Source organism: Candidatus Latescibacter sp. IFSED24, from assembly GCF_058273205.1.
In genome coordinates this window covers 1,876,298-1,892,806 of record NZ_CM177850.1, presented here as the reverse complement: position 1 = coordinate 1,892,806, position 16,509 = coordinate 1,876,298, and the positions used below count along the sequence as shown (strand labels likewise).

Genomic DNA, 16,509 nt, shown 5'->3' with positions numbered 1-16,509 from the left:
CGGTAAGCCATGGACCAGGGTGGTCGCCTCAGCAACCGGGGGATGGAAGCATGTCCAGCAGGATCCAGATCTCACTTCTCTTTGCCAGTGTCCTCATCCTGGGACCCCTGCTGGGGCCGATCTCGGCGCAGGATCTGCGCCTGAACGAGATCCAGGCCGACAACGAACAGACCCTGGCCGACGACTTCGACGAGTATGACGACTGGCTCGAGCTGTACAACGCAGGGTCGGCGCCGGTCGACCTCATGGGACTCTACCTCACCGATGATGCCGACCTCGTCGACCTGCACCAGATTCCCGCCTCGCTCATAGTGCCCGCCGGCGGACGCCTGATCCTCTGGGCCGACGGCCAGCCCGGCCAGGGGCCGGCGCACCTCTCGTTCCGGCTCTCCTCCGGCGGCGAGGACCTGTTCCTGCTGGCGGCCGACGGGATCACCGTGCTCGACCAGGTCGAGTTCCCGCGCCAGTTCCCGGACCACGTGTACCAGCGCCTGCCCGACGGCGCCGGCGACTGGACCTGGGGCCGCGATCCCTCGCCCGGCCTGCCCAACACCGAGGCGCACCACGAGGGCCTCCTCATGCTCAACGAATTGATGAGCATCAACGCCACGGTCATCGCCGATGCGGCCGGGGACCACGATCCCTGGTTGGAGATCGCCAACCCGCTGCCGATCCCCGTCGACCTGTCCGGCACCCTGTTGCGCGACGCGGTGGGCACCGAGGCGGCACTGTCGGGGCTGATCGTGCCGGCCTCCGGGTACCAGTTGCTCTGGCTCGACGGCGAGCCCGCCGAGGGGCCGACCCACGTGGCGCCCCTGCTGTCGGCCAGCGGCGGAGCCCTGGTCTTCGAGGCCACCGACGGCCTCGCCACCGACTCGGTGATCTACCCGGCGCTCGGGGTGGACCAGGCCTATGCGCGCATTCCCGACGGTGGCGACTGGGAGGCCACCGACATGGTCACTCCGGGCCAGACCAACCCCGCCACGCTGGAACCCCTCCTGGTGATCAACGAGTTCCTGGCCAGCAACGAGAACGGCATCCAGGACGAGACCGGAACCGCCGAGGACTGGGTCGAGCTCTACAATCCCGGCAGCGAGCCCGTGTCGCTTTTGGGCCTGTCCCTGACCGATGATCTGACCGATCCCGAGCAGTGGCTCTTCCCCGACGTGGTGATCGGACCCGGCGCCTTCCTGCTGGTCTGGTGCGACGACGACCCCGATGACGGGCCGCTGCATGCCACCTTCAAGCTGTCGGCCGGGGGCGAGGAGATCGGTCTCTTCCTGGGCGAGGAGCTGCTCGACAGCGTGGTCTTCGGCGCCCAGACCACCGACATCAGCTACGGCCGCCGCGTCGACGCCGGCCTGCCCTGGATCACCTTCACCAACCCCACGCCCGGAGCGAGCAACGGCTCGGGAGTGAGCGCTCCCCTCGGGGAGGTCCCCAAGCCCCAGCTGGCCGTTCCCCACCCCAACCCCTTCAACCCGCGCACCAGCGTGGACTTCTACGTCCCGGCCGCCGACCGCGTGCACCTGGCGGTCTTCGATCTGCGGGGCCGGCACGTCCGCACCCTCGTGGACGGCCGGATGTCCGCGGGCCGGCACTCGCTCGTCTGGTGCGGCGATGACGCGGCCGGCCGGGCGTTGCCCAGCGGCGTCTACTGCCTCCGGATGCGGTGCGGCGGGCTGGTTCGCAGCCAGCGGGTGACCCTGGCGCGATGATCACGGTGCCGGGCTGCCGGTCTCGTGCTAGTCTTTATTTGACAAGACCTTAACAATTATTGTACAATCCTGTGGTTGACCGCCCTGGCGTGCCTCCCGGCCTAGGAAGGCTGCTGGGGGAACCGGGGGATGCAACCACGACGCCGGCGAATGCCATCATGCAGACCAATCTTGCACATGCCCACAACCCGGGATCTCGAGACCGCTTCTGCCGGTACGAGTTCAAGTATCGTCTGCCCCGGGGGCTGGCCTCGCCGGTCCGCGCCTTCGTCGCCGCCCATCTGCCCCACGACCCGTACAGCCTCGCCACCGGCGATCATCACTACGACATCTGCAGCCTCTACCTCGACTCGGCCGACCTGCGCCTCTGCCGCGAGAGCCTCAACGGCAAGAAGAACCGCTTCAAGCTGCGCATCCGCGGTTATGACGACCTGCCCGACAGCCCGGTCTACCTCGAGATCAAGCGCCGCCTCAACACGGTCATCCTGAAGGACCGCTGCTCGGCGCCGCGCTGCGACCTGGCCACGTTCTCGTCACCCTCCGCGAGCCAGGAGGGGACCCCGGCAGCCGCCCAGTTCCGCTTCTATCGCTCGTACCTCGCCGCCACGCCCCAGGCCCTGGTGCGGTACCGGCGCGAGGCCTTCGAGGGGGACGGGCCGTCCCGGGTGCGGGTGACCTTCGACCGCGATCTGCGCACCCGGCTCACCGGGGCCTGGGACGTGCACATGGGCGGCTGTGGCTGGCGGAACGTCCTCGCCGAGGAGGTGGTGCTCGAGATCAAGTTCAACGGTCGCTATCCCGCCTGGCTGCAGGAGATGGTGCGCCGCTACCAGCTGCAGGCCCGCTCGGTTTCCAAGTACACCATGTCGTTGAACGCCGGCACCCCGGCGGCGTTCGGGCTCATGGCCAGACAGGTGGAGGGCTGAGATGTCGGAACTCTGGTCCCTCCTGGAATCCGGCGCCGGGCCGAGCACGGCCTCGGCCACCGACATCCTGATCAGCCTCTTGCTGGCCTTCGTGCTGGGGCAGGCGCTGGCCTGGGTCTACTACGCCACTCACAGCGGTCTGAGCTACAGCCGCAACTTCGTCCAGTCGCTGGTCCTGATCACCGTGGTCATCGCCATGGTCATGGCGGTGATCGCCAACAGCATCGTCACCGCGGTGGGCCTGATGGGCGCCCTGGCCATCATCCGCTTCCGGAACATGCTGAAGGACACCCGCGACATCGCCTTCATCTTCTGCGCCCTGGCCATCGGCATGGCCTGCGGCTCCATGCGCTTCGCGGTGGCCATCCTCGGCACGGTGGTGCTCTCGGCCATCGCCTTCTACTTGCATCGGTTCGGGTTCGGAGCGCACGAGCCTCACAACGCGTTCCTGCGAGTGCGCACGGCGAGCCCGGTGGGCGACGGCACGGCGGTGCTCGACATCCTGGGCCAGTATTGCCGCCAGTGGGTGCTGGCTGCGGCCAACGAGCCCGGCGAGGGACCATCCGAGTACACCTTCCATCTGCAACTGCACGACATGCGGCAGAATCCCCAGTTGCTCGACGCCCTGCAGAAACTCGATCTGATCACCGATCTCGACCTCACCCTGCAAGAACAGCTGCTGGAGATCTGAGATGAGCCTGCTGAAGCAGAAGCCCCTGGTGAACCTGGTCCACCGCCATCGCGGTCCGATCATGGTGTGGCTGATGGCCTGCCTGGCGGTGGGGCTGATGCTCCGGGAACGGTCGGTTGTCGTGGAGGCGCAGGGACTGGTGCAGGCCAACAGCGTGGTGGTCTCACCGCTGGAGACCGGACAGCTGACCCGCATCGAGGTGGGACTGCTGCAGGAGGTGCGCCGCGGCCAGGTGGTCGCCCGACTGGACGATGCGCGGCTCCACGCGGAAGCGGCGGTGGTGCTGGCCGAGGTCGAGGCGTTGCGCCAGGAGAGCATCCTCGAGGATTCGGATCGCCGGCTGGACGAGGCGGGTGAACTGCGCCGTTTCACGGCGGATGTGGAGCAGGCCCGGCTCCACATCCTGGAGATCATGGCGATCCTCCAGCCCGACCGCATCACCCTGGCCGACCTCGAGCGCGACGTGGCGAGCTATGCCGAGCTGCTGGCCGGCGAGCTGGTGTCGGTGCGCGAGTGCGAACGGGTCCGCGCCGAACATGACGCCATGGCCGAGAAGGTGGCCGAGCACGAGGCCTTGCTGGTCCAGGCGCGCGGCGACCTCGAGCAGGCCGAACAGCGCCGGCAGGCCTTCCTGGCCCGGCAGCCGGCGTTGACGGCCGACGCATTGGCGGGCGACATGGCGGCCCAGAGCCTGGCCGCCCGCCTCGAGGTGCTGCAGCGCCAGCTCGAGGAGGTCGCCGTGCGGCGCGAGGACCTGGTGCTGACCGCGCCGTTCGACGGCGTGGTGATCCAGATCCCGGCGTCCCCGGGCCAGGTGGTGCGGCCGGGCGATCCGGTCCTCACCCTGACCACGGCCCGGGCCGAGCAGATCGTGGTCTGGCTCGATGAGCGGTCGGTCGAGCGCCTGCGCCGGCGCGAGGATCTGCTGGCCACGGTGATCCAGACGCGCGATGGCCAGCAGCGCCGCGCCGAGTGCCCCGTGGTGCGGATCGGACCGACGGTGATCCCGCTGCCCGAGGAGCTCTGGCCCAGCCCCACGCGACCGGTGCGCGGACGGCCGGTGGTGCTGGAGATCCCGCCCGGCCTGGACATGGTGCCCGGCGAGCTGGTGACCGTGCGCTGGGGCTGATCCCCGCCCTCCGCTCAGCGCCCTGCCGCATCCTCGCGCATGCTCAACGAGATCCGCCGCCGATCCGTGTCCACCTCGAGCACCGTCACGGTGACCTGCTGCTGCACCTTGACCACCTCGTTGGGGTCGCGCACGAAGCGGTCGGCGAGCTGGCTGATGTGCACCAGGCCGTCCTGGTGAACGCCCACGTCGACGAAGGCGCCGAAGTTGGTGACGTTGGTGACGATGCCGGGCAAGCGCATCCCCTTCTGCAGGTCGGCCAGATCGTGGACGTCGGCGAAGGCGAAGACCTCGAAACGCTGGCGCGGATCGCGACCGGGCTTGAGCAATTCGGCGCGGATGTCCTCGAGGGTGGGCAGGCCCACGGTCTCGGTGACGTAGTCACGCAGCTTGATGCGGCCGACCAGATCGGGATCGCCGAGGAGGTCGGCCACGGCGCGGTCCAGGTCGCGGGCCATGGTCTGGACCAGTTCGTAGCGTTCGGGGTGCACCGCGCTGGCGTCGAGGGGGTTTTTGCCGTCGCGGACGCGCAGGAAGCCGGCGGCCTGCTCGAAGGCCTTGGGCCCGAGCCGGGCCACGTCCAGGAGCTGCCGGCGCGAGGCGAAGGGCCCGGTCTGGTCGCGGTGCTTGACGATGTTCTCGGCCAGCGTGGGACCGAGGCCGGAGACATAGGTCAAGAGCTGCTTGCTCGCGGTGTTCAGCTCGACGCCCACCGCGTTCACGCAGCTGGTGACCGTGTCGTCGAGCGCCTGCTTGAGCTGCTTCTGATCGACGTCGTGCTGGTACTGGCCCACGCCGATGACCTTGGGGTCGAGCTTGACCAGCTCGGCCAGCGGGTCCTGCAGGCGGCGGCCGATGGAGATCGCACCGCGCACGGTGACGTCGTGGTCGGGGAACTCCTCGCGGGCGATGGGGCTGGCCGAGTAGACCGACGCGCCCGACTCGTTGACCATGACCACGGCGCAGTTGTCGGGCAGGGCGAGCGCGCGTACCCAGGCTTCGGTCTCGCGGCCCGCGGTGCCGTTGCCCACGGCGATGGCCTCGACCCCGTGACGGGTGGCGAGCCGTTCCACCGTCGCCGCGGCGGCGTGCACGCGGTCGCCGCCGGTGTGCGGGTAGACGGTGTCGTGATGCAGGAGCGCGCCCTGGGGGTCGAGCACCACCAGCTTGCAGCCGGTGCGGAATCCCGGGTCCAGCGCGAGCACCGCCTTGCGCCCCAGCGGCGCGGCGAGCAGAAGTTCGCGCAGGTTCTCGGTGAAGACGCGGATGGCCTCGGTGTCGGCGGCCTTCTTGAGCTCGAGGCGGAGTTCGGTCTCCAGCGCCAGCGACAGCAGGCGCTTCCAGCCGTCGCCCACCGCCAGCGCGACCTGGCTCGAGGCGGGACCGCGGCCGGTGAGGAAGCGCCGTTCGAGCACGTGCAGCGCCGACTCCTCGGGCACCGTCAGCCGGACCGAGAGCACCTCCTCGGCTTCACCGCGGCGCATGGCGAGCACCCGGTGGCTCACCGTCCGCGCGATGGGCTCCTCGAAATCGAACCAGTCGCGGAACTTCTGGCCCTCCTGCTCCTTGCCCCGGCGCATCTTGCTGCGGATCGTGCCGCGCTCGCGAAGCAGCGCACGCAGCTCGGCGCGCACCTCCGGCTCCTCGCTCACCTGCTCGGCGATGATGTCGCGGGCGCCGGCCAGCGCGGCCTCCGCGTCGGGCACGTCGTTGGCCGGGTCCACGTAGCGGGCCGCCTCGCGGTCGGGGTCGGTGTGCCGGTCCTGGGCCAGGAGCAGCGCGGCCAGCGGTTCCAGGCCGCGCTCGCGGGCCATGGTGGCGCGGGTGCGGCGCTTGGGGCGGTAGGGCAGGTAGACGTCCTCCAACGCGGTCATGGTCTCGGCGGCGACCACCGCCGCGCGCAGCGCGTCGTCGAGCAGTTCGCGTTCGGTGAGCGATTTGAGGATGGCTTCGCGCCGCTGGTCGAGCGCCACGAGCTCGGCGAGGCGGTCGCGGATGCCGGTGATCTGCACCTCGTCGAGGCTGCCGGTCATCTCCTTGCGGTAGCGCGCGATGAAGGGGACGGTGGCGCCCTCTGCCAGCAGCGCGGCCACGGCGGCGGCCTGGCGCGGCTGGAGGTGGAGTTCGCGGGCGATGCGGTCGGTGGACAGGGTGGTCATGGCGTTCCTCGCGGGTCGGTGCTCCATCGGGACGGTGGCAGAATGATCGGGGACCCGGGGTCTGCTGGCAAGTCGGAGGCTCGCGGGCGCGCTCAGCGGTCGTCCGGGCGGGGCAGCGGGCGGCCGGCGGCGGTGCAGAGGCGCTGGAGGCGGGCCACCTCGGCGGGGCGGGCGAAGTCGAAGAACGCGCCGTAGGGCTCGCGCAGCAGGTCGATCACCGCGGCGGTCTGGGGGTCGGCGCTGTCGGGCAGCAGGCGGCGCACTTCGTCCAGGTCGACCGTGCTGAGCTTCAGCGGCATGAACTCCTTGACCAGACCGACGTGCAGGCGGAGCGGGTCGAGGCCGTCGGCGAGGATGGTGTCCTTGGCGCGGCTCAGCTTCCGCTCGCCTACCTCCGAGAGCACCGCCTGGTACTTCTGGTGCAACACCCATTCATCGAGCAGCAGGGCGACCTCGTCGGGGGACAGCTGCTGCCACAGGGCCACGGGGGCGGCCGGATCCACCAGGCAGCCGATGACGAACGCGCCCGCGGTGTAGCCGTGGCGGCCCTGGTCGTGGGCACGGCGCGCGGCGGCACCCAGGAGCCTGGCCTGGCGGTCGGTCGACAGCGCCCGGAAGGCGGTGAGGTTGTTCAGGTGCATGCCCAGGGTGGTGTCGAAGAGGCGCGCGACGAGTTGCTGTTCGTTGGCGTCGAAGCAGCGGTCGGCGAACTCGGTGGCCTGCTCGGCCTGGCCGCGTAGCTTGCCGCTGCGCATGGACTGGCCCAGGTCGTGCAAGCTCTCGAACTCGCTGGCCTCCACGCTGTCGAGCACCGCGTGGTACTGGCGGTAATAGGTGGCCAGCCGTTCGAAGGTGGCGCGCTCCTCGGGCTGCAGGTCCACGGCCTCGCCGTCCATGTAGCGCAAGAGGCGGGCGGTGGCGAACACGGCCTTGCCCCGGTAGAGCTGCTTGTTCTTGCTGCTGATGGTGACCCAGTCGCCCTCGTTCAGCACGAGGCCGTCGCGGTTGTGCAGGCTCCGGCCGTCGGGCCCCAGGCGCACGCCGTCCTGCTCGAGATCGAGGAGCGAGGGGATGCCCAGGGTCTGGGCGGTGGTGACGACGTGGATCGCGGCCGGGCTCAGGCTGGCGATGCCGTCGACGCTCTGCATGGTGATGGTGTCGGTGGGTGTGAACCGGGCCTTGACCAGGATGGCGTGATCGCCGCCGCGCTCGCTGCGGGTCTCCTCGATCCGCTGGCCCGAGAAGTAGACGCGCCCGGTGACCGCGGTTCGGGGCAGGACCGAGATGCCCTTGCAGAACGGGGTCAGTTGTTCGAGGGAATCGGGGTCGATGGCGTCGGATTCGAGCTGGCGGATATGGAAGGGCTCGATGAGCTCGCGCACGCGCCGGGCGTCGATCTCGCCCGCCCGGAAGAGGTCCATGACCGCGGTCAGCATGCCCACTCCGGAGAGCTGGGCCCGGTTGACCTGCAGGATGGTGAAGGTGCCGTGCACCCCGGTGAATTCCACCATGACGGGCGCGGCGAAGATCTGTTCGAGCTGCGGCAGCCGGCGCCAGAAGTGGTACACCGCCGGGAACGCCTCGCGCGCCTCCTCGGGATCGTTGAGGTGGACCTCCTCGGGGATGAGGCGGCCGGTCATCAGGTCCTCGCCGTAGATCGCCCGGGCGTATTGCAGGTGGACCCCGGTGCCCAGCCGCGGGTGGCGGCTGTAGAGCACCCCGGCGTAGGATTCCTCGTCGATGACGCTGCAGACCATGCGCTGGAGGATCACGGCGGGGTGCAGGATCTGGTTGCCCATGAAGTTGCGCAGCGCGTCGAAGTGGTCGTCGTAGTAGGCGTAGATGCTCGCGAGGAAGAACTCGATCTGGTAGTAGGGATCGTCGAGCAGGTGCGGATCGGCGGCGGCGATGACGGCCTCGATCTGGTCGGCGAGGGCGTCGTTCTCGGCCCGGGACAGCGCGGGGTCGATGCGCTCCTCGAAGGCCCGCGAACGTTCGGGGTCGAGAACCTCCAGGATGGTGCGGCGGCTGCTCAGGCGCATCCGGGCCACGGCGTCCGCGCCGTAGCGTTGCGGCAGGCCGGGCAACAGGGCGGGCGTGAGGCCCACGTTCAGGTAGGTGGGCATGAAGCCGGGCAGGTAGTCGGGCATGGCCGACCGCATGGCGATGAGCAGCGGGTTGGCGGGGTCGCCCAGGCGCCGGCCGCTGAGCTTCTCCAGGTTGTGGATGGCGGCGTGCACGCAGGTCCGGCGATCGTCCACAGGCAGCGTGTAGACGCCGGCGGCCAGCACGTTGAAGTCGGGGGTGGCGAAACCCTGTCGGGTGAGCTGGAGCAGCACCGAACCCTTGTCGCTGATCTGGGTCTCGGGGTAGTGCCGATCGGTGGTGTAGGGGACGACGTAGTCGTTCTCGATGAGGTCGGACTTGAAGAAGCGGGGGGCGATCACCGGAAGCATGTCGCGTGTGATCCGGTCGAGTTCGTGGCGCGACGGCTCATCGCCCTGACGCGCCAGGTGGATCCGGCCGACGTGGTCGACGGCCTCGGCGGCGCCGACCCGATCGAGCAGCCGCACGTCGTAATCGCGCACCTGGATGGTGACGAACGCCCCGTCGGCGGTGAGATAGTCGATCTCCGGCGGCAGGTAGCCCGGCGCGCGCCCGTAGCGGCTGCCGGAGACCCGGTGCTCGAGGTTGGCGCAGATCAGGCGGGCGCTGGTGTATTCCGAGCGCACCTCGGCGATCCTGATCACCGGGTGAGTCGCCGAGGAGCCGTCACGATTCGCCGCCGTCATGCCTGCCTGCCGATGCGAGGGGCCGTAGATCCGCTCATGTTCTTTTGCTAGACGATCCGCCGCGTGCTGTCAATCGCTGCCTTGAGGCGAGTCGGGGACCATGATAGCATGCGTGATCGTCCGCAGTGGAGGCCATCATGCTCGAGTCCATCGACCTCGATCGCCAGGTCACCAAGGAAGAGTACAAACCACAGCGCGAGGCGCTGGAGATCCGGCTCGGCGAGCTCCAGCGGCGCGTCCAGGAGCTGGGCGTGCCCGTGCTCGTGGTGTTCCAGGGCTGGGGCGCCGCGGGCAAGGGCACCCAGATCAACCAGCTGATCCTGCCGCTGGATCCGCGCGGCTTCACGGTCTACACCACCAAGGACCCCAGCGAGGACGAGGCCATGCGCCCCTTCCTCTGGCGCTTCTGGTGCCGGATCCCGGCCCGGGGACGCATGGCGATCTTCGACCGCAGCTGGTACGGCCGCGTGCTCAGCGGGCGGCTCAAGAAGAAGCTCAAGGGCGAGGCGGTGACCCAGACCTTCCAGGACATCCGCTGCTTCGAACGCCAGCTCGCCGACGACGGCATGGTCATCGTCAAGTTCTTCCTGCACATCTCGCGCAAGGAGCAGAAGCGGCGGCAGAAGAAGCTGCTCGAGAGCGAGGCCACCGCCTGGCGGGTCGACGCCTACGACCTCGAACAGAACGAACGCTACGACCACTACCAGAACCTCATCGAGGAGATGCTCGCGGCCACCGACACCGATCACGCACCCTGGACCGTGGTCGAGGCCACCGACCGCCGGTTCGCCGCACTCAAGGTGGGTGAGACGGTGGCGCTGGCGCTCGAGCGCGGGATCGCGGCGGCGGAGCAGCGGCAGGCGTCGCCGTCACCGCCCGCCCCGTTGCCGGTGGGCTTGCCGGTGGCGCTGCGCACCTCCATTCTCGACCAGGTCGATCTGAGCCAGTCGCTCGAATGGGAGGAGTATCACCGCCATCTCGATCCCCTGCAGGATCGGATCGACGAGCTGGGGCACCAGATCTACCGGCATCGGATCCCGGTGATCATCGTCTACCAGGGCTGGGACGCCGCGGGCAAGGGAGGCAACATCCGGCGCCTCGTGCACAACCTCGACCCGCGCGGCTACGAGGTGGTGCCGGTGGCGGCGCCCAACGATGAGGAGAAGGTCCATCATTACCTCTGGCGGTTCTGGCGCAAGATGCCCAAGGCCGGTCACTTCGCCATCTTCGACCGCAGCTGGTACGGCCGGGTCATGGTCGAGCGGATCGAGGGCTTCTGCAGCGAGGCCGAGTGGCGGCGGGCATATCGCGAGATCAACGAGATGGAGCAGCATCTGGTGCATTTCGGCGCGGTGCTGCTGAAGTTCTGGCTGCACATCGACACCGACGAGCAGCTCCGCCGCTTCGAGGCGCGCCAGCAGACCGAGCACAAGAAGTGGAAGATCAGCGACGAGGACTGGCGCAACCGCGAGAAGCGCGACCTCTACACCGCCGCCGTGGAGGAGATGCTCTTCCGCACCTCGACCACCTACGCGCCCTGGACCGTCGTCGAGAGCAACTGCAAGCGTTACGCGCGGATCAAGGTCCTGCGGTCGGTCTGCGCGGCCATCGAGGCGCGCCTGGCAGCCGAATAGGGACGGAAGGGATGTCGGTCAGCTCGGGGTGTTCATCTCGCCCATGGGCAGGATCCGGACCTTGTCGCGCCGCAGCGTGACGAGTCGCGGCTTGTCGTAGGAGCGGTCGCTGACCAGCACGCTCGCGCCGAGGCGGAAGGTCACGCCCGACCAGAGTCCGATCAGGACTGCGACCTCGCGCACTCCGCCGCGGGTCGCCTCCTCGAGTTCACGATTCTGGGCCTCGGACTCGGTCTTCAAAGCCTCGTCGATCTGCGCGATCTTGGTCTTCAGATGCTCGACCGCCTGGCGGCGCGCCTCGTCGAGCACGCCCTGGGCCAGGGCCTTGCTCAGCGCGTCGGTGATCTGCTCGCGGGCGCCCTGGAGCTTGGCCATGCGTTCGCGATGCGCCTGCTGCTTGGCCTCGATCCGGTAGTCGCTGCCGGCGATCAGGGTGGTGCCGGTGGCGCCGCGGGCGCCGGCGTGACCGACCTGGATGCCCCGGTAGGCCATGACCTTGCCGCCGGCGATGCGCCCGCGGGGGACCTCCACCCGGCCGCAGCACAGGACCTCGGAGTGGTCGATCTGGCTGGTCACGGTCACGTTGCCCTCGCAACGCAGGTTCACGTCGTTGAGATAGCGCGCCTGGACGTCGCCCGCCACGGTGATCGAGTGTTCCGGATCGCCGACGATCCCGCCGGCCACGGTGAGGTTGGCGCCGCCCGTGATGTTGGCCGGTTCGACCAGTCCCTTGATCACGATCTCGCCGTCGCACTCGATGGTGGCGCCCTCGGTAACGTCGCCTTGCACCACCAGCGCGCCGGTGTGCTTGATGTTGCCGGTCTCCAGGCTCACGTCGCCGCGGATGGTGTAGACCTCGTCCACCGACACGGTGCCGTCCTTGTGGTTCAGGCGGCCGGCCACGGCGGCGTGGTAGAGGATGCGGTCGTCCTCTTCCTCGGTGCGGATGCCCTTGCCGGCGCGCAGCCGCGCGGGCTTGGGTTTGGGCACCGGGACCTCGTTGCCCTGGAGCGTCCGGCCCGGCGTCCCCTCCAGCGGCAGCAGCACGATGGCCACGAGCTGGTCCTGCGAGACCGCGCGCTTCTCGGCGCGCTCCCAGTAGTCCATCTTGTCGCGGTCCTCGTCGAGGGCGAAGCCGGTGGCGAAGAAGTCGTCCTGCCACTGGACCTCGCCGTCGCGCGGCGGTTCCGGCATGTTGCCCACCAGGAGCGGGAAGTCGAGCAGGTGTTCGCCGGGGGCGCAGGCCTGGGCCAAGAGGTCGCTCAGGATTTCGGTCCCGATGTCGACGGCCAGCTCCAGCGGCGGCAACTCGGCGGCGATGAGCGTGGCGGTGGCTTCGAGGTTGGCGTGGGGATCAGGCGCACTGACGTACATCGACAGCTTGTCGCCGCTGAGTCGGACTGCGAACGCCGGGGGGGCGTCCATAGCGGTGGCCTGATGCTCGGACATGTCTTCGTCCTCGGCGCCGGCGGACCCGCGCGCGGTTTCGGGCTTTGCCCCTTCCTCCATCCCTCTTATCGTTCGGTCTGAACTGGAACTTGAGCGAATCGCCAGGATTGTCTCCGGGAGCGGACATGGCCCTGCTGGAAATGCGCAACGTGAGCCTGGCCTTCGGTGGCCCGCCGGTGCTCGATGGCGTGGACCTGCGCCTCGAGCCGGGCGAGCGCGTGTGCCTGATCGGTCGCAACGGCACCGGCAAGACCACGCTGCTCGAGGTCGCCGCCGGCCTGCGCCCGCCCGACAGCGGCGAGCTGGTCGCCGCCCGCGGGTCCTCGGCCGCGCTGTTGCCCCAGGACGTGCCTGCCGACCTCCGGGGCCGGGTTCGCCAGGTCGTCGCTGCCGGCGGCGGTGCCGAGGACTGGCAGGCCGAGCTGGCGGTGGACCGGATCCTGGCCGAGATGGAGCTCGACGGCGAGGCCGAGGCCGCCGACCTCTCGGCGGGACAGAAGCGCCGCGTGCTGCTGGCGCGCGCGCTGGTGCGCCAGCCGGATCTGCTGCTCCTCGACGAGCCCACCAACCATCTCGACATCCCGAGCATCGCCTGGCTCGAGAACCTGCTCGCCCGCTGGCAGGGGACCCTGCTCTTCGTGACCCACGACCGCGCCTTCCTGCGCCGCTTCGCGCACCGCATCGTCGAGCTGGACCGGGGCCGCCTCGTGGACTGGACCTGCGATTACGAAACCTGGCTCGAGCGCAAGGCGGCCTTCCTGGAGGAGGAGGAGGTCCGTCACCGCGAGTTCGACCGGAAGCTGGCCGAGGAGGAGGCCTGGATCCGCCGCGGCATCAAGGCCCGGCGCACCCGCAACGAGGGCCGGGTGCGGCGCCTGGAGGAGATGCGCCGCCAGCGCGCCGATCGCCGCGGCCGTGACGGCGAGGTCCGTCTCCGCGCCAACGAGGCCGAGCGCACCGGCAAGCTGGTGGCCGAGGCCCGCGCACTGACCCTGTCCCGGGGCGGACGCACCCTGTTCCGCGACCTCGACGTGACCGTGATGCGCGGCGACCGCATCGGCATCATCGGCCCCAACGGGGCGGGGAAGACCTCGTTGCTGAAGGTGCTGCTCGGCGAGCTGGCGCCGGATGCCGGCTCGCTGCGCCTGGGCACCAACGTGCAGCCGGCCTACTTCGACCAGCTCCGCATGACCCTGGCGCCCGACGAGTCGGTGCGCTGGAACGTGGCCGAGGGCCACGACAAGGTCACCGTCGACGGCCACTCCCGGCACGTCATCAGCTACCTCGCCGACTTTCTCTTCACTCCCGATCGCTGCGCCCAGCCGGTACGGTCGCTCTCCGGCGGCGAGCGCAACCGCCTGCTGCTGGCGCGTCTGTTCACCAGGCCAGCCAACGTGCTGGTCCTGGACGAACCCACGAACGACCTCGACCTGGAGACCCTCGAGCTGCTGGAGAACCTGATCTCCGAGTTCCCCGGCACGGTGCTCGTGGTCAGCCACGATCGCTTCTTCCTCGACAACGTGGTCACCAGCACCCTGGTCTTCGACGGCCAGGGCGGGGTCAAGGAATGGGCCGGCGGCTACGCCGACTGGGAGCGCCAGTCGGGCGGCTATCAGGAGCTGCGCCCGGCGCGGTCGTCCACGGCCAGACCGGAGCGCCCCCGCCCGGCGGCGGCTCCGGCGGCGCGCAAGCTGAAATGGAAGGAGGCGCGCGAGCTGGAAGCCTTGCCGGCGCGGATCGAGGAACTCGAGACCGAGCAGGCCGGGCTGCACGCCCGCCTGGCCGATCCGCAGCTCTATCGCGCGGCAGGCGAGGAGGTGGCCACGATCCAGGCCCGGCTGGCGGAGCTGGGGGGCGAACTCGCCGCGGTCTATGCGCGCTGGGAAGAACTGGAGGACATCGCCGGCTCGGAATGAGCCGCCGGAGCCCAGGCCGCTTCCAGGTCGCCGGCCAGGGGCGCCGGACCATCGGGTGGCGGGCTGTCGCCCTGCCTGGCCGGGCGGGAAGATTCGAGCCTCGAGAGGACGCGGTTCAGGTGCTCGACCCGGCTCACCGCCGCCTCGAGTTCGACGACGGCCTGGGGGTCGTGTTGCGGCAGGCGCACGGCGCGGCCGGCCGACTGCTCGCGGCATGTGAGCTCGACGAGCTGGTCGGCGGTCTCGAGCCCCTTGGCCACCACGCCGGTCAGCGATTCGACGCTCTCCTGGAGGCGCTGGATCTGCTGGTCGCCGCCGGCGAGCTGGACGCCCAGCTTCTTGCACGACGCGTTCGCCGTCATGTTGCTCTCCAGCGATTTCTCCAGGGTGCCGCTGGAATTCTCCACGGTCTCGGCCGCCTTCTGGGCCAGCTTGCGGACCTCGTCGGCCACCACCGCGAATCCCCGGCCGGCCTCGCCGGCGCGGGCCGCTTCCACGCTGGCGTTCAGCGCCAGCAGGTTCGTCTGGGTGGCGATGCTGCGGATGTCCTGCAGGAGCTTGTCGGTCTGTTCGGTGGCTTCCTGGATGCCGACCATGGCGGTTCCCAGCTTCTCCAGCGACTGGCGCGCGCCGGTGCGGCTCTGCCCCATGGCGACGGCGATCTCCTCGACCGTGGTGGCGGACTCGCGGCTGCCAGCAGCCGCTTGCAGCCATTCCTCCAGGCGTCGGCCCGCCAGCTCCCAGCTCCCGGTGCTGTCGTGGCGAGCCCCTTCCAGCAGGTTCAGCCGCTCGCTCAGGGCGCCGGCGGCGTGACGGAGGGTGGTAGTGGTGCCGGCCAGGCCCTCCTGGACCGTGGCCAGGGGACGCCCGACCTTGCGGTCGCTCCAGTGCACCAGGGCCACCGCACCGGCCAGCGACAGGACGAGCCCCAGGATCGTCCAGCGCACCCCGGCCAGGCTGGCCTGACGCGCCGCCTCGGTCCGCTCGCGGGCCTCGCGACGGCTGGCCAGGCTCAGTTCCTCGGCGGTGCGGCGCAGGGTGCGGGCGGCCACCCGGCCGTCGCCGTCCAGGTCCAACAGCTGGGTCCAGGCCAGCTCGAGCTGGTCGAGGGCGAGGGCGTGGCGGTCCACGTCCTCGAGTGCGCTGGCCAGGCGCTGGGCTTCCTGGTCGCCCTTCTCGGACCAGGGCAGCAGCAGGTCGCGGATGCGCTGATGATGGCTGCGCACCGGTTTGAGTGCCTCCAGATCGCGTTCGGTGGTCAGGTCGCGGCGGGCGAGCTCGAGCTCGAGCATCCAGCGGTCGGCCTGGGTGGCCACGAAGATGCGTTCGGCGGTGGTGGTCCGGGTGAAGAAATCGAGACCGTCACGGCTGTTCTCGGTCTTCTGGTGCTGGGCCTGGGCGGCCAGCAGCACGCGGAGTTTGGCGCGGAACCCGGTGGCGGCCCGCTGGGCGGTGCGCGCGGCGGTGAGCAGTTCGATGGCGGCGTCCTCGGCCCCGGCCAGGACCGCTCCGTAGCGCAGGGCCGACTGGTGCAGGCTGTCGGCTTCCACGGCGATCCCCGTGCGATCGAGGCCTTCCAGCGATCCGGTCAGATCGCGCAGGCCGGCGCCGGCCACCTCGATCTGGGCCGGGTCCATGGTCCGGAAATAGGCCTCGCCGGCGTTGGTGGTGCGGCGCACGGCAAGTTCCAGGTCGGCACGGTGATCGAGGCCCGCCAGTCCGGAGCTGGCCTCGGCCAGCGGTCCGGTGGTCCAGCGCGCCTGGGTCACCAGGCAGACGACGCCGATGGCCAGGGCGATCCCGGCCAGGCCAGCGCTGCCGACGATGATGGCGGGTCTGATTCTCATCACCTGGGTCCACACCTCGGTTCCCGGCAAGCAGACGATCCATCCGCTTGCGGTTTGCACGTGCCATGCCAGAACCGAGTTTTTTCGAAATGGCCTGAAAAGCGTCTATTCCCAGCATGTTAGCACGAGCAAACCGCTCCCTGGTCGGTGGCGGGCCACCGCCGGCACAGTCCTGCCCGGCAATTCCTGCCGCCCGATCATTCTGCTGGGCGAGGCGAATGGGGGACGCTAACATGCGCCTGGATGGG

At 69.8% G+C, this 16,509-nt stretch carries 10 protein-coding genes; 6 read left to right on the top strand and 4 right to left on the bottom strand.

Annotated features, from left to right (window positions below; all coding sequences use genetic code 11):
• Positions 1–50 precede the first annotated feature (50 nt).
• The 4 genes from IFSED24_RS07820 (at position 51) to IFSED24_RS07805 (ending at position 4,464) form a co-directional block, all read left to right on the top strand.
• Positions 51–1,718 carry a lamin tail domain-containing protein gene (locus tag IFSED24_RS07820; protein ID WP_491334657.1) on the top strand — a complete coding sequence of 556 codons (1,668 nt, stop codon included), beginning with the start codon at positions 51–53 and terminating at the stop codon, positions 1,716–1,718.
• Positions 1,719–1,876: 158 nt separating this feature from the next.
• Positions 1,877–2,644: a VTC domain-containing protein gene (locus IFSED24_RS07815; protein ID WP_491334656.1), complete on the top strand. Its 768-nt coding sequence runs from the start codon at positions 1,877–1,879 to the stop codon at positions 2,642–2,644.
• Position 2,645: 1 nt separating this feature from the next.
• Complete coding sequence (locus tag IFSED24_RS07810; protein ID WP_491334655.1) at positions 2,646–3,335, top strand: DUF4956 domain-containing protein; 690 nt, start codon at positions 2,646–2,648, stop codon at positions 3,333–3,335.
• A 1-nt stretch (position 3,336) separates the two neighbouring features.
• Entirely contained in the window at positions 3,337–4,464 is a 1,128-nt protein-coding gene (locus IFSED24_RS07805; RefSeq protein ID WP_491334654.1) for an HlyD family secretion protein, read from the top strand.
• A 14-nt stretch (positions 4,465–4,478) separates the two neighbouring features.
• Here the strand turns inward: IFSED24_RS07805 and IFSED24_RS07800 are convergent, their stop codons facing one another.
• On the bottom strand, positions 4,479–6,623 hold the full coding sequence (locus IFSED24_RS07800; RefSeq protein ID WP_491334653.1) for a Tex family protein: 2,145 nt from the start codon (positions 6,621–6,623) through the stop codon (positions 4,479–4,481).
• Between the two features lie 92 nt (positions 6,624–6,715).
• Entirely contained in the window at positions 6,716–9,415 is a 2,700-nt protein-coding gene (locus IFSED24_RS07795) for a hypothetical protein (protein ID WP_491334652.1), read from the bottom strand.
• A 137-nt stretch (positions 9,416–9,552) separates the two neighbouring features.
• Here IFSED24_RS07795 and pap point away from each other — a divergent pair, with 137 nt between their 5' ends.
• A complete protein-coding gene (gene pap, locus IFSED24_RS07790; protein ID WP_491334651.1) occupies positions 9,553–11,049 on the top strand; it encodes a polyphosphate:AMP phosphotransferase in 1,497 nt (498 codons plus the stop codon).
• An 18-nt stretch (positions 11,050–11,067) separates the two neighbouring features.
• Here pap and IFSED24_RS07785 read toward each other — a convergent pair whose 3' ends face one another.
• Positions 11,068–12,498, bottom strand: coding sequence for a FapA family protein (locus IFSED24_RS07785; RefSeq protein ID WP_491334650.1), 1,431 nt, complete (start codon positions 12,496–12,498; stop codon positions 11,068–11,070).
• 125 nt (positions 12,499–12,623) lie between these two features.
• Between IFSED24_RS07785 and IFSED24_RS07780 the strand changes: the two genes are divergently transcribed.
• Positions 12,624–14,414, top strand: a complete 1,791-nt coding sequence (locus tag IFSED24_RS07780) for an ATP-binding cassette domain-containing protein (RefSeq protein WP_491334649.1) — start codon at positions 12,624–12,626, stop codon at positions 14,412–14,414.
• On the opposite strand, the gene IFSED24_RS07775 is transcribed toward IFSED24_RS07780, so the two are convergent.
• Positions 14,369–16,261: a methyl-accepting chemotaxis protein gene (locus IFSED24_RS07775; RefSeq protein WP_491334648.1), complete on the bottom strand. Its 1,893-nt coding sequence runs from the start codon at positions 16,259–16,261 to the stop codon at positions 14,369–14,371. The genes IFSED24_RS07780 and IFSED24_RS07775 overlap by 46 nt on opposite strands.
• Positions 16,262–16,509 lie beyond the last annotated feature (248 nt).